This window comes from Streptomyces sp. NPDC042371 (genome assembly GCF_056437465.1).
The window spans coordinates 116,990-129,089 of record NZ_JBWKAP010000014.1; the positions used below are offsets into that span (position 1 = coordinate 116,990).

Consider the following 12,100-nt stretch of genomic DNA (forward strand, 5'->3'; position numbering starts at 1 on the left):
CGACGGCACGACCGTACTACATCTGTAGTCCGCCAGGTAGGGTCGTGGCCATGTCCGTACGCAGCGCGGGGCCTCCCCGCACCGAGCTCATCGCCGACACCGCTCTCACCCTGCTCGCGGAGCGCGGCATGCGCGGCCTCACGCACCGCGCCGTCGACGAGGCGGCGGGCCTGCCCCAGGGCTCCACGTCCAACCACGCGCGCACGCGGCTCGCCCTCCTGGAAGCGGCGGTACGACGGCAGGCCGAACGAGAGGCGGAGGTGCTGAACCCCGCCGAGATGCCGCACCCGACCGCGGGACGCGAGCAGCTGGCCGCGGGTCTCGCCACGGCCCTGCACCGGTACCTGACCGGCGACCACCGCCATCTCCTCGTATCCCGCTACGAGTTGGCCATGGAGGCGACCCGCAGGCCGGAGCTGCGCGCCTATTACGACGCGGCGGGCGCCCAGTTCAGAGAGCCCCTGGAGTTCCTGCTCCGCGCCGCGGGCTCCACCGCGCCGGAACGCCACACGCTGTCCCTGGTGGCCTGGTGCGACGGCTTGATGTTCTCGTGCGTGGCGGGTTCGTACCACGCCACGGCGCCGACCCAGGAGGAGTTGCGGAGCAGCGTGGGGGAACTGCTGCGGGGGATGCTGGACGACTGAGGGCCCGTCACCCGTGCGGGGCAACCTCGCGATGTTTCGACGCCAACTCGTCCGGGACCCAGCAGAGTTGCGCAGATGCATCGATCGACGTCCACCGCCGCCGCGCTCCTCGTCACCATGGCGGTCTCGGCCGCCACCTCGGCCGCCGTCGCAGGCTGCATGAGCGTCGAGCGGCCCCCGGACCCCGGCACGGTCGCGGCCACCGCGCAGCCGCCCGCGCCCCACACCGAGGGGCAGCGCCGCCCGCAGAGCGTGCAGGCCCCGGCCCGGGAGGCCCTGGAGCGCATGGGCCCGCAGCGCCACCCGGCCACCCGGAAGGCCGATGCGGAGGCGGCTGCGGGTGCAGGTACGGATGCAGGCGCGGGTGCAGAGGCGGCGGCCGGACCTGCCGCCGGATCCTCAGCCCTGTCGCCGTCCCGCACCTCCCGTCCGGCCCCCGCCTCCGCGGCCGCCCCGGTACGCAGGCCCGCCGCCGCGCGCCCCGACGCGGGAGCCACCCGCCCCGCCCCTGCCAAGGTCCCCGCCGGGGCCGACACGAACGTGTGCGCACTCGGCGAGGCCTACGGCAGGTGGCGGCCGAACAGCCCCGAAGCGGTCATCTGCCGGAACACGTACGGCCGCTGACCCCACGACAGCACAGGCTCACCCCTCCCCCTATCCCCCCTCACTCCACCTCGCTCCCCTCCCCCACCTGCCCCTCCAGCCGGGCGATGGCGTCCTTGATGCCCCTGCCGTAGCCGTCGTCCTCCAGCGCGCCCACCGCGCCGCGGGCCCGGCGCAGGTGGCTGCGGGCGGCTTCCGGGCGGCCCAGCTTCACGTAGTCCGCGGCGAGGTTCAGGTGCAGGGAGGGGTAGAAGCCGCGCACCGCGAGTGAATTGTGGTGTTCGCTCAGGCGCTCGTCGGTGAGCTCGTCAGCCGCCGACAACGCCCGCAGGTCCCACGCCAGTTCGTCGGAGGGGTCGGCCTGCGTGTCCGCCATGTAGTGCGCGAGCGTGCAGCGGTGCAGCGGGTCGCCTTCCTCGCCGATCTCCCCCCAGAGACCGAGGAAGCGGCCCTGCGCCTCCTCGCGGTCACCACCGTGGTGCAGCATGACCGCCTGCCCGATCCGCGTCATCATCGCGTCATCCGCCGTCTGCTCCTGCTGCTCCGTCACCGGATCCTCCGTGGTCGTGCGGCCGTCGCCCCCATCCCTCACGACGCTAGCGGCCACCACTGACAATCACGGTCAGGCACGTTCGCAGGCGGGGCGCTCACGCGTACCGCTGGGCCAGCCCGGTGACGCTCCTGACGACCTCGGCACGGAGATCGGGCGGCCCGAGCACCTCCGCCTCCAGGCCGAGCCGGAGGATGTCGCTCACCGCCACCGGCAGCTCCTCCACGTCGAGAGCCACCTCCGCCCAGCCGTCCGCGTCCGGCACCCCCGCCCCGTCCACGGCCCGCGCCCCCGCCGCCCCGAACATCGCGGGCAGCAGCCGCAGCCCCGCCGGGGACACCCGGAGCCGGGCCGTGCCCCGCAGCACCCGCGCCTCCAGGCCGCGCGAGGCCTCCTCCCAGTACACCGCGAGATCGAAGCCGTCGGGGCGGCCGCAGGGCTCCTCCGCCACGGTCGCCGACAGGAACCGCGACACCCGGTACGTACGTGCGTCGCCGTCGACGTCGACGGATGCCACCAGGTACCAGTTGCCCGCCTTGAGGACCAGGCCCAGCGGGTGCAGCTCACGCCGGACGTCGCCGCCCCAGCGCCGGTAGTGCGCCCGCAGGACCCGCTGCCGCCAGACGGCGTCGGCGACCACGTCGAGCAGCGGAGCCGGGTCCGCGGTGCGGAACCAGGCGGCCGCGTCGAGGTGGAAGCGCTCCTGGATGCGCCGCGACCGCTCGCCGAGCCCGGCGGGCAGCGCGGCGGCCAACTTGAGCTGTGCGGTGGCCAGTTCCGCGCCGAGGCCCAGGTCGGCGGCGGCCCCGGGCATACCGGCGAGAGCCAGGGAATCGGCCTCGCTCTCGGTGAGGCCGGTCAGCCGGGTGCGGTAGCCGTCGAGGAGCCGGAAGCCGCCCGCCGGGCCGCGCTCGGCGTAGACGGGCACTCCGGAAGCGGCGAGCGCCTCCGCGTCCCGGTAGACGGTCCTGACCGAGACCTCGAGCTCCGCGGCGAGCTCCGGCGCGGACATGCCTCCGCGGTTCTGGAGCAGCAGGAGAAGGGCCAGGAGCCGGTCGGCGCGCATGCGGCCAAGTCTGCCGCAGTACCTGACAGAAGGTGTCAGGTATCCCTGACAGCATCTTCTGCAGAGCGGCCCGAACGGGGCCCACCGCCGAGAGGACCCCATGCCCAGCCAGACCAGCCAGACCACCCAGACCAGTCGGACCGGCCAGACCAACGGCACCTTCACCTTCGCCCGCTGGGACGAGAAGCCCGTCGCCGGTGCGCCCGGCGGCGCCCGCATCGCCCACGCCGCCGTCACCAACGACTACACCGGCGTCATCGAGGCGGCGGGCACCTCCTGCGAGTACACGATCTCGTACACGAGCGAGACGGTCGGCGCCTTCGTCGGCTACGAGTTCATCGACGGCACGCTAGACGGCCGGAAGGGCTCGTTCGTCATCGAGCAGCGCGGTTCCTTCGGGGCTGACGGCACCATCGAGTGCTCCTTCACCGTGCTGCCCGGTTCGGCGACCGGCGAGCTGACGGGGCTCACCGGTACCGGTTCGTACACGGCACGGGCCGGTCAGTCCGCCACCCCGTACGCACTCGCCCACGCCCTGGCGGGCTGACGTCAGCCGATGTCGGGGATCCGCCAGTCGATCGGCTCGTGCCCCTGCGCCGCGACCGCCTCGTTGATCTGCGTGAACGGGTGCGAGCCGAAGAACTTCTTGGCGGAGAGCGGCGAGGGGTGGGCGCCCTGCACGACGATGTGCCGCTCCTCGTCGATGAGGGGGAGCTTCTTCTTGGCGTAGTTGCCCCACAGCACGAAGACCGCGGGGTCGGGGCGGTCGGCCACCGAACGGATCACGGCGTCCGTGAACTTCTCCCAGCCCTTGCCCTTGTGGGAGTTGGCCTCGCCGGAGCGGACCGTGAGGACCGCGTTCAGCAGGAGGACGCCCTGCTGGGCCCACGGCATCAGATAACCGTTGTCCGGCACGGGGTGGCCGAGCTCCTCCTTCATCTCCTTGTAGATGTTCCGCAGCGAGGGCGGCGTCTTCACACCGGGCCGCACGGAGAAGCACAGGCCGTGGCCCTGGCCCTCGCCGTGGTACGGATCCTGGCCGAGGACCAGGACCTTCACCTGGTCGTACGGCGTCGCGTCGAGCGCGGCGAAGACCTCGTCGCGCGGAGGAAAGACGGGACCCTTCGCCCGCTCCTCCTCGACGAACTCGGTGAGCTCCTTGAAGTAGGGCTTCTGGAGCTCCTCGCCGAGGACTCCGCGCCAGGACGCGGGCAGCATGGCGATGTCGGTCACTTCAACAACCTCCGGTGTGCGGTCACTTCTCACCACAGAACCTACCGGCGCCCACTGACAACCGACCGTGACGCCGTGGGTTACCAGCTGGTCTTGCGCTGCAGCTCCCACATCATCATGATCGCCGAGGGGTCGAGGGCCCGCTCACCGCCCGCGATCTCCTCGCTGGACATGATGTACTGCTTGCCCTGCCACAGCGGGAGCAGCCGCACGTCGTCGACGAGGATCTCCTGGGCGCGCTCGAACTGGTCGATCACCGCACCCCGGTCGGCCTCCCTGCGCTCACGCGGCAGCACCTGGTCCGTGATCTCCTTGGACGGGTAGGGCGTGTTGAGCACGTTCTTGGGGCCGACGAACGGCGCGATGAAGTTGTCCGCGTCCGGGAAGTCGGGGAACCAGCCGCGTCCGAAGACGGGGTACTCACCATTGCTGTACCCCTCCTGGAACTCGGTCCAGGGGCGGCTCTTGAGCGTGATCTTGAACAGGCCCGAGGCCTCCAGCTGCCGCTTGAGCTCGGCGAACTCCGGCTCGGTCGCCGAGCCGTAGCGGTCGGTGGTGTACCAGAGGGTGAGCGGCACCGGCTCGTGGATCCCCGCGTCGGTGAGGATCTTCTTGGCCTTGGCCGCGCTGGGGTTCCCGTACTTGTCGAAGAACCCGGTGGCGTGGCCCGTGAGCCCCCTGGGAACCATCGAGTACAGCGGCTCGACGGTGTCCTTGTAGATCTTGTGGGCGATGGCCCCGCGGTCGACGAGCTGCGCGAAGGCGCGCCGGACCGGCAGTTTCCGTGCCCACGGGTCCTTGGTGTTGAACACCAGGTAGCGGATCTCGGTGCCCGAGCCCTCGACGAGCCCGATGTCCTGTTCGCGCCTGCCCCGGCCCTGCATGGTGACGATGTCCTCGGAGGCCAGGCCCCGGAAGGTCACGTCGATCTGCTTGTCCTTGAGGGCGTCGACCATGGCGGACGACTTCTTGAAGTAGCGGATGGTGACGGCGTCGTTCTTGACGTCGGCCGCGCCCTTGTAGTGGTCGTTCTTGACCAGCTCGGCCTTCTCGTTCGGCGCGTACCCCTCAAGGGTGTACGGTCCCGAGCCGTTGACCTCGTTGCCCTCGCGGAGCTTGTCCGCCGGGTACTCCCTGGGGTCGACGATCGACATGGCCGGGGTCGCGAGCACGAACGGGAAGGTCGCGTCCGCCTTCTTCAGCCGGAAGACAACCGTCCGGTCCCCCTTCGTCTCCACCTTGTCCAGCGAGCCGAGCAGACCGGTGGGCCCACCCTTGATCCCGATGGTCCGCATGCGGTCGAAGGAGTACTTCACGGCCGCCGCGTCCAGCTTGTCGCCGTCGGAGAACTGCAGGCCCTCGCGCAGCTCACAGGTGAAGACCGTGCTGGAGGCGTCGCTGAACTTGCAGGACTCGGCGGCGTCGGGCTCGGGCTCGGTGGCCCCCGAGGGGAAGCTCAGCAGCGTTTGAAAAACGTTTCTGTAGAGCTCCCAGGAGCTGTCCCAGGCCTTCGCCGGGTCCAGGGTGCTCGGCGCGCTCATCGTGCCGACGGTGATCTGCTCCTCGTCGTCCGACCCTTCGGACGACAGCACCCCGCAACCGGCGAGCAGGGACATGGACGCGATCGCCGCGACCGGGCGGAGACCCCTGATGCGCTTAGCAGGGGGAACTTCACTGAACACGCGCACGCTCCTCGATCGGCCATGCCATGGGGTCGGGAGACAATATCGCAGTGCCCTGCCGCGCCAAGTCCTGGCGCCGACAGGGCACTTGATGCGGAGAACATCACCGAAAGCGTGTCTCCGCCGGGTGTGGGGCCTTCGTCAGCCGACGCCCGCATTGAGGAAGATGCCGCCATCGACCACGAGTGTCTGACCCGTGATCCAGTCGGACTGGCCGGACGTGAGGAACGCGGCCGCGCCCCCGATGTCCTCCGGCACCCCGAGCCTGCCGAGCGGGTAGGCGGCCGCCGCCTCCGCCTCACGACCCTCGTACAGCGCCTGGGCGAACTTGGTCTTGACGACCGCGGGCGCGATGGAGTTCACGCGCACCTTCGGGGCGAACTCGTGCGCCAGCTGCAGGGTGAGGTTGACCATGGCGGCCTTGCTCATCCCGTACGCGCCGATGAACGGCGACGCGGAGACACCGGCGACGGAGGCGATGTTCACGATCGCGCCGCCGTTCTCGCTCTGCCAGGCCCGCCAGGTCCGCTGGGCGAAACCGAGCGCCGAGATGACGTTGGTCTCGAACACCTTGCGGGCCACGTTGAGGTCCAGCTCGGCCATCGGGCCGAAGACCGGGTTCGTACCGGCGTTGTTGATCAGGAAGTCGACGCGGCCGAAGGCCTCCATGGCGCGCTCGACGGCGACCGCCTGGTGGGCCTCGTCGTGCGCCTTGCCCGCGACTCCGATGACCCGGTCGGCGCCGAGCTTCTCGACGGCCTCCTTGAGGGCGTCCTCATTGCGTCCGGTGATGCAGACCCGGTCGCCGCGGGCCACTAGCGCCTCGGCGATGCCGTATCCGATGCCCCGGCTCGCGCCCGTGACGAGCGCTGCCTTTCCGCTGTCCTGCACAGCCATGATCTCTGCCTCTGCCTTTCAGGTCAGTTGAGCGGGCCGCCGGCCACGTACATGACCTGCCCGGAGACAAATCCGGCCGCGTCGCCCGTGAAGAAGGCGATGGCGTTGGCGATGTCCTCGGGGCGGCCGACGCGCTGCACGGGGATCTGGGTGGCGGCCGCGGCCTGGAAGTCCTCGAAGCCCATGCCGACGCGGTCGGCGGTGGCCTTCGTCATCTCGGTGACGATGAAGCCCGGGGCGACGGAGTTGGCGGTGACGCCGAACTTGCCGAGCTCCTTGGCGAGGGTCTTGGTGAAGCCCTGCAGACCGGCCTTGGCGGCGGCGTAGTTGACCTGGCCCCGGTTGCCGAGAGCGGATGACGAGGAGAGGTTGACGATACGGCCGAACTTGGCGTCCACCATGTGCTTCTGGCAGGCCTTCGACATCAGGAAGGCGCCGCGCAGGTGCACGTTCATGACCGTGTCCCAGTCGGTCGCGCTCATCTTGAAGAGGAGGTTGTCGCGGAGCACACCGGCGTTGTTGACGAGGATCGTCGGCGCGCCGAGCTCCTCGGCGATGCGGGCGACGGCGGCCTCGACCTGGGCCTCGTCGGACACGTCGCAGCCGACGGCGATCGCCTTGCCACCGGCCGCGGTGATCTGCGCGACGGTGTCCTTGCAGGCGGCCTCGTCGAGGTCGATGACGGCCACGGCGCGGCCCTCGGCGGCGAGCCGTACGGCGGTCGCCGCGCCGATGCCTCGCGCTGCGCCGGTCACGACCGCGACGCGCTGCTCTGTGGTGGACATGCTGGTTCTCCTCGCCCTTGGGATGCGGCTCTACGGATGGGGCTCTGCGGGATGGGACTCCACGGTACGCCCCGATGGTGAGCGACCGCTTAGTACCTTCAGCTGGACGAGACGCTAGAAGCCCTGGCACCGGGTGTCAACGGCCCACAGGAGAGGTGTGACTCTTTACTTCACCAACAGGCCGAGCAGCCGGTTCAGCTCGGCCTCGGGATCCGCCGTGAGACCGGTGTGCACAGGACCCGGCTGGAGCACCGTGGAGCGCGGCGCGATCAGCCAGCGGAAGCGCCGCCCCGCGTCGTCGCGCTCGGCCTGGCCCGCTCCCTCGCCGCCCTCGCAGATCCGTTCGACGGCGCCGAGCGCGGCCCTGATGCCCGCCGCGTCGGCCGCCGGGTCCAGGGCGAGGAGCTTGGCCTCGTCCAGGTGCGTGCGCGCGGCGACGTACGACTTGGCGCGGCAGTAGAGCACGACGCCCGCGTTGAAGTGCTCGCCGCGCTCCACCCGCGGCACGACGCGCACCAGCGCGTACTCGAAGACGTCCCGCACGGGCGCGGTCTGCTCGGTCACTTGGTGGCGCCCTTCGGTCCGGTACCCGGCAGGGTGATCCGCTCGTGGATGGTCTTGGCGCGCGGCAGGAGGGCCGTCACGTACGCGCGGCGCACGTCGTCCGCGCCGTCGAAGCCCGGCTCGTCGGCCAGCCACTCCTCGGGCACCTCGGCCGCGACCTCGGCGAGGAGCTCCTCGGTGACGAGGGGGGCGAGCTCGGCGGCGGCCGCCGCGACGTCGGGGCCGTACGGGGCGAGGACGTGGTCCGACGCGTCGTACGGCTTGGCGGCCGCGGTCTCGGCGGTGCGCCAGTTGTGGTGCCAGATCATGCTCGCCCCGTGGTCGATCAGCCACAGGTCGCCGTGCCACATGAGCAGGTTCGGATTGCGCCAGGACCGGTCGACGTTGTTGATCAGGGCGTCGAACCAGACGACCCTGCCCGCCTCGGCCGGGTCCACCTCGTGGGCGAGCGGGTCGAAGCCGAGGGCGCCCGACAGGAACTCCATGCCGAGGTTGAGTCCTCCGCTCGCCTTGAGCAGCGCCTGCACCCGTTCGTCGGGCTCACCGAGGCCGAGGACCGGGTCGAGCCTGATGCCCGTGAGCCGCGGCATCCGCAGACCGAGCCTGCGGGCCAGCTCACCGCAGATCACCTCGGCGACGAGCGTCTTGCGCCCCTGTCCCGCGCCCGTGAACTTCAGGACGTACGTCTCGTACGTGCCGTGGTCGTCGGTCTCGACGAGCCCGGGCAGTGATCCGCCTTCCCGCAGGGGCGTGACGTAGCGGACCGCGGTGACTTCGCTGAGCATGGGCCCAGATTACTGCCGCCGCAGCACAGTTCGATCATCCGGCCCGCGGCGTCCGGCCCTCCGCGTCCGGGCCCCCGCCTTTCCCGGAGAAATCCTTGACCGTTTGAACACGTGGGGCCGCGACCCCGTACCACCGGACATGACGACTCCGGACATGACGACTTACGAAGAGACCACCCCCGCGCCTGCCCCCACCCCATGCCGGCGCACGGTCGTGGCCACGATCGGCGCCGCGGGCCTGGCCGCCGCCCTCACCGCCTGCGGGAGCGACGACAAGAGCCCCGCCGGATCCGCGGGCGACGTGCCGCCCAAGGGCGGGGACGGCGGGGTCCTGGCCAGTACGTCCGACGTCCCCGTGGGCGGCGGCAAGGTCTTCAAAGACGCTCAGGTGGTGGTCACCCAGCCCACGGAGGGCGACTTCAAGGCGTTCTCCAGCCTCTGCACCCACAAGGGGTGCCCGGTGACGAGCGTCGAGGGCGGCACGGTCAACTGCCCTTGTCACGGCAGCAAGTTCGACATCGCCGACGGCAGCGTGCGGGGCGGCCCCGCGCCGAAGCCGCTGCCTCCGGCCCGGATCACCGTGGCGGGCGGCTCGATCAAGCTGGCTTGACCGGTCCGCCCGGCCGCTTCCAGACCCCGAGCACGTCCTGTGTGGTCGTGATGGTGGCGACGAGCGCGAGGGTGTTGCGGACCATGGCCGGGGTGTAGTCGGCGGGGACGCCCGCGATGGCGTCGGCGGGGACGACGGCGTTGTAGCCGAGGTTCACGGCGTCGAACACGGCGTTCGGGATCGCGACGTTGGCCGAGACGCCGGTGACCAGCAGGGTGCGGCAGCCGAGGTTGCGCAGCAGGGGGTCCACGTCGGTGCCCGCGAGGGGTGACAGGCCGTGCAGGCGGCGTACGACGAAGTCCTCGTCGGCCACCTCGATCGGCGGGGCGATCCGCACGGCCGCGGTGCCCGAGAGCTGCTGCACGGGCAGCCTCTCGGCGGCGCGGAAGAGGCGGGCGTTGTGGCTGGCCCCGCGCCCGTCGGGCCGCCGTTCGGCAACCGCGTGCAGCACCTGGACGCCGCTCTGATGCGCCGCGGACACCAGCCGGGCGACGTTGACGAGAGCCCCCGACGTCCGTGCCTCCGCGGCGAGTTCGGGCAGGGCGCTCTCGATGCCGACGACGCCCTGCTGGCACTCGACGGTCAGCAGCGCCGTGGTGGCGGGGTCGAGGATTTCCCTGAGCTTTTCGTACGACGGCATGGCTTCCCCTTGTCGCGGACGTCCGGGACACGGCCGGCGAGAGGCTAACGGCCATTGCGCCACGAAGGAAGAGCGTCCATGCTTCCCTGACGCACAGTCAGAACGCACATTCAGAACTCACGGTCCGACACACACAGTCCGACACACACTCGGGCACGGTGAACAGGAGGGCACATGGCCGTCACGCAGCGCCGGGGGCGCCGGATCATGATGACGCCGGACGAGCTCGACGCGTTCCTCACCACGGAGCGCACCTGCCGGGTGGCGACCGTGTCCCCGGACGGCGCCCCGCACGTCAGCACGCTCTGGTTCGCCTGGGACGGGACGTCGCTCTGGCTGTACTCGACCACCCGCAGCAAGCGCTGGGCCGACCTCCGCAAGAACCCGCGGGTCGCCGTGGTGGTCGACGCGGGCGAGGAGTACGGCGAGCTGCGCGGCGTGGAGCTGTCCGGCGCCGTGGAGTTCGTGGGCGAGGCCCCGCGCAAGGGCGACCCCTGCCCGGAGCTGGCTGCCCCGGAGCGTCTGTTCGCCCGCAAGATCTTCGGCTTCGACGCGATGCCGCACGACGGGCGCCACGGTTGGATGCGTCTGACCCCGGACGCGGTCGCGTCCTGGGACTTCCGGAAGCTGGCCGACCTGCCGGTCCCTCCGGCGTAAGGGGTTACCTCGTTCGGAGGCGAACGAACGTTTCTGCGGTTCCCGCCACCTGCCTCCGCGGGCATGGATGCCGCGCCCCGGGCCCCCGGGTCGTCCGCCCGCCCCGGAGGTGTCCCACCGTGGTCCTCGTCATCGCCGTCGCCGTACTGGCCCTGCTCGCGGGACTCGCCGCGAACCGCTATCTGCGGCCCCGGCTCATCACCGCCGACGACGACGAGGGCATGGCGGTCAAGGACCTGGTCGGGCCGCTGCTGACCCTCACGGTGCTGCTGCTCGCGTTCGTCCTGGTCACCGCCTCCGGCTCGTACGGGAAGGCGGAGGTCGCCACCCGCGGCGAGAGCCGTGCCCTGGACCAGCTCGTCGAGACCGCGGAGTACGCGCCCGCGGCGCAGCGGGCGCGGATCCAGGCCGACGCCGTCTGCTACGCACGCGCCGTGCGGCAGCAGGAGTGGCCGAGCATGGCCGACGGAAAGGGGTCGGCCGCGCCGAGCGTGTGGTCGACCGACTTCCGGCGCGCGTTCGGCGAACTGCAGGGCAAGCCCGTGTTCGGAATGCTGACCGCCGCCGACAGCAAGCGGTCCGACGAACGCGAGGAACGCCTCACGCAGGCGACGGCCAGCATTCCCGGTGCCATCTTCTGGTTCCTCCTGGCCACCCTGACCGTCACGGTCATGGCGCTCGGGACCTGCCTGCCGCGCAAGAACAACCGCGGGCAGCTGATCACCCTCGCGGTGATCACAGCGCTCCTGACGACGACGCTGTGCATCATCCGGGACGTGGACCGCCCCTTCGGCGGCATCATCGCTGTGGACCCGACCGCGATGATCGAGGCGGAACGCCAGGCCGACCGCGACTTCCTCGCGAACCACTCCGCCGCGGAACTCCCCTGCGACGCGGACGGAAACCGCCGCCCCAAGACCTGAGCTGCGACTCGGGGCCCGGCGCTGGGCGCGCGGCGCGCGGCGTCCGGCGCGCGGCGTCGGGCGCCCGACTCGCCACTCCCGGAGCACGGCACGCGGGTCACGGGCCGCGAGGCGCAGGTGGCGGACCCCGGGCCGCGAGTCGCGAGTCGCAGGTCGCGGGTCACGGATCCCCGATCGCGGCACGCGGGTCACGGCTCACGGCACGCGGGGCACGGGCCGCGAGGCGCAGGTCGCGGATCCCGGGCCGCGAGGCGCAGGTCGCGGATCCCGGGCCGCGAGTCGCGGGTCACGGGGCGCGGGTCACTGGTCACGGCACGCGGATCCCCGATCGCGGCACGCGGGTCACGGCTCACGGCACGCGGGGCACGGGCCGCGAGGCGCAGGTCGCGGATCCCGGGCCGCGAGTCGCGGGTCACGGGGCGCGGGTCACTGGTCACGGCACGCGGATCCCCGATCGCGGC

At 71.4% G+C, this 12,100-nt stretch carries 15 protein-coding genes and 1 pseudogene; 6 read left to right on the plus strand and 10 right to left on the minus strand.

The annotated features are described in order from the left end of the window. The first annotated feature begins 50 nt into the window (after positions 1-50). Positions 51-644, plus strand: coding sequence for a TetR/AcrR family transcriptional regulator (locus tag AC068B_RS33945; RefSeq protein ID WP_478675376.1), 594 nt, complete (start codon positions 51-53; stop codon positions 642-644). A gap of 75 nt (positions 645-719) precedes the next feature. Next, positions 720-1,268: a hypothetical protein gene (locus AC068B_RS33950; RefSeq protein ID WP_478675377.1), complete on the plus strand. Its 549-nt coding sequence runs from the start codon at positions 720-722 to the stop codon at positions 1,266-1,268. A 40-nt stretch (positions 1,269-1,308) separates the two neighbouring features. Here the strand turns inward: AC068B_RS33950 and AC068B_RS33955 are convergent, their stop codons facing one another. Both AC068B_RS33955 and AC068B_RS33960 read right to left on the minus strand, forming a co-directional pair. Continuing rightward, complete coding sequence (locus tag AC068B_RS33955) at positions 1,309-1,797, minus strand: hypothetical protein (RefSeq protein WP_356265867.1); 489 nt, start codon at positions 1,795-1,797, stop codon at positions 1,309-1,311. 97 nt (positions 1,798-1,894) lie between these two features. Then, positions 1,895-2,863, minus strand: coding sequence for a helix-turn-helix transcriptional regulator (locus AC068B_RS33960; RefSeq protein ID WP_478675378.1), 969 nt, complete (start codon positions 2,861-2,863; stop codon positions 1,895-1,897). Positions 2,864-2,963: 100 nt separating this feature from the next. On the opposite strand from AC068B_RS33960, the gene AC068B_RS33965 reads away from it, so the two are divergent. After that, positions 2,964-3,410, plus strand: a complete 447-nt coding sequence (locus AC068B_RS33965; protein WP_478675379.1) for a DUF3224 domain-containing protein — start codon at positions 2,964-2,966, stop codon at positions 3,408-3,410. Positions 3,411-3,412: 2 nt separating this feature from the next. On the opposite strand, the gene ung is transcribed toward AC068B_RS33965, so the two are convergent. The 6 genes from ung to AC068B_RS33995 all read right to left on the minus strand — a co-directional run bounded on the left by ung (position 3,413) and on the right by AC068B_RS33995 (position 8,809). Beyond that, positions 3,413-4,096, minus strand: a complete 684-nt coding sequence (ung, locus tag AC068B_RS33970) for a uracil-DNA glycosylase (RefSeq protein WP_478675380.1) — start codon at positions 4,094-4,096, stop codon at positions 3,413-3,415. Between the two features lie 80 nt (positions 4,097-4,176). Then, positions 4,177-5,712 (minus strand): ABC transporter substrate-binding protein, encoded by a 1,536-nt coding sequence (locus tag AC068B_RS33975; protein WP_478675413.1) that lies wholly within the window; start codon positions 5,710-5,712, stop codon positions 4,177-4,179. Positions 5,713-5,919: 207 nt separating this feature from the next. Beyond that, positions 5,920-6,675: an SDR family oxidoreductase gene (locus tag AC068B_RS33980; protein WP_356265882.1), complete on the minus strand. Its 756-nt coding sequence runs from the start codon at positions 6,673-6,675 to the stop codon at positions 5,920-5,922. Between the two features lie 23 nt (positions 6,676-6,698). Next, positions 6,699-7,460, minus strand: coding sequence for a 3-oxoacyl-ACP reductase FabG (gene fabG / locus AC068B_RS33985; RefSeq protein WP_356265885.1), 762 nt, complete (start codon positions 7,458-7,460; stop codon positions 6,699-6,701). Positions 7,461-7,625: 165 nt separating this feature from the next. Further along, positions 7,626-8,024: a DUF3037 domain-containing protein gene (locus AC068B_RS33990; RefSeq protein ID WP_478675381.1), complete on the minus strand. Its 399-nt coding sequence runs from the start codon at positions 8,022-8,024 to the stop codon at positions 7,626-7,628. Beyond that, positions 8,021-8,809, minus strand: coding sequence for a HipA family kinase (locus tag AC068B_RS33995; protein ID WP_478675382.1), 789 nt, complete (start codon positions 8,807-8,809; stop codon positions 8,021-8,023). Before AC068B_RS33995 ends, AC068B_RS33990 begins: the two co-directional genes overlap by 4 nt. Before the next feature lie 154 nt (positions 8,810-8,963). Here AC068B_RS33995 and AC068B_RS34000 point away from each other — a divergent pair, with 154 nt between their 5' ends. Continuing rightward, complete coding sequence (locus AC068B_RS34000; protein ID WP_478675383.1) at positions 8,964-9,419, plus strand: Rieske (2Fe-2S) protein; 456 nt, start codon at positions 8,964-8,966, stop codon at positions 9,417-9,419. Here AC068B_RS34000 and AC068B_RS34005 read toward each other — a convergent pair. Then, positions 9,406-10,059: a cysteine hydrolase family protein gene (locus tag AC068B_RS34005; protein ID WP_478675384.1), complete on the minus strand. Its 654-nt coding sequence runs from the start codon at positions 10,057-10,059 to the stop codon at positions 9,406-9,408. The genes AC068B_RS34000 and AC068B_RS34005 overlap by 14 nt on opposite strands. A gap of 174 nt (positions 10,060-10,233) precedes the next feature. On the opposite strand from AC068B_RS34005, the gene AC068B_RS34010 reads away from it, so the two are divergent. Both AC068B_RS34010 and AC068B_RS34015 read left to right on the plus strand, forming a co-directional pair. Then, the gene (locus tag AC068B_RS34010; protein WP_478675385.1) at positions 10,234-10,716 is read left to right on the plus strand and encodes a pyridoxamine 5'-phosphate oxidase family protein; all 483 of its coding nucleotides are present in this window, start codon (positions 10,234-10,236) and stop codon (positions 10,714-10,716) included. 119 nt (positions 10,717-10,835) lie between these two features. Beyond that, positions 10,836-11,639 (plus strand): bestrophin-like domain, encoded by an 804-nt coding sequence (locus tag AC068B_RS34015; protein ID WP_478675386.1) that lies wholly within the window; start codon positions 10,836-10,838, stop codon positions 11,637-11,639. A 188-nt stretch (positions 11,640-11,827) separates the two neighbouring features. Here AC068B_RS34015 and AC068B_RS34020 read toward each other — a convergent pair. Then, a pseudogene (locus tag AC068B_RS34020) lies at positions 11,828-12,100 on the minus strand (hypothetical protein); the annotation flags it as partial.

Excerpts from the sequence above, each read along its gene's own strand:
- AC068B_RS34010 (WP_478675385.1), top strand. The coding sequence starts at position 10,234 with ATGGCCGTCACGCAGCGCCGGGGGCGCCGGATCATGATGACGCCGGAC.
- AC068B_RS34005 (WP_478675384.1), bottom strand. The coding sequence starts at position 10,059 with ATGCCGTCGTACGAAAAGCTCAGGGAAATCCTCGACCCCGCCACCACG.
- fabG (WP_356265885.1), bottom strand. The coding sequence starts at position 7,460 with ATGTCCACCACAGAGCAGCGCGTCGCGGTCGTGACCGGCGCAGCGCGA.
- AC068B_RS33945 (WP_478675376.1), top strand. The coding sequence starts at position 51 with ATGTCCGTACGCAGCGCGGGGCCTCCCCGCACCGAGCTCATCGCCGAC.
- AC068B_RS33950 (WP_478675377.1), top strand. The coding sequence starts at position 720 with ATGCATCGATCGACGTCCACCGCCGCCGCGCTCCTCGTCACCATGGCG.
- AC068B_RS33965 (WP_478675379.1), top strand. The coding sequence starts at position 2,964 with ATGCCCAGCCAGACCAGCCAGACCACCCAGACCAGTCGGACCGGCCAG.
- AC068B_RS34000 (WP_478675383.1), top strand. The coding sequence starts at position 8,964 with ATGACGACTTACGAAGAGACCACCCCCGCGCCTGCCCCCACCCCATGC.
- AC068B_RS33980 (WP_356265882.1), bottom strand. The coding sequence starts at position 6,675 with ATGGCTGTGCAGGACAGCGGAAAGGCAGCGCTCGTCACGGGCGCGAGC.
- AC068B_RS33975 (WP_478675413.1), bottom strand. The coding sequence starts at position 5,712 with ATGTCCCTGCTCGCCGGTTGCGGGGTGCTGTCGTCCGAAGGGTCGGAC.
- AC068B_RS33960 (WP_478675378.1), bottom strand. The coding sequence starts at position 2,863 with ATGCGCGCCGACCGGCTCCTGGCCCTTCTCCTGCTGCTCCAGAACCGC.
- AC068B_RS33995 (WP_478675382.1), bottom strand. The coding sequence starts at position 8,809 with ATGCTCAGCGAAGTCACCGCGGTCCGCTACGTCACGCCCCTGCGGGAA.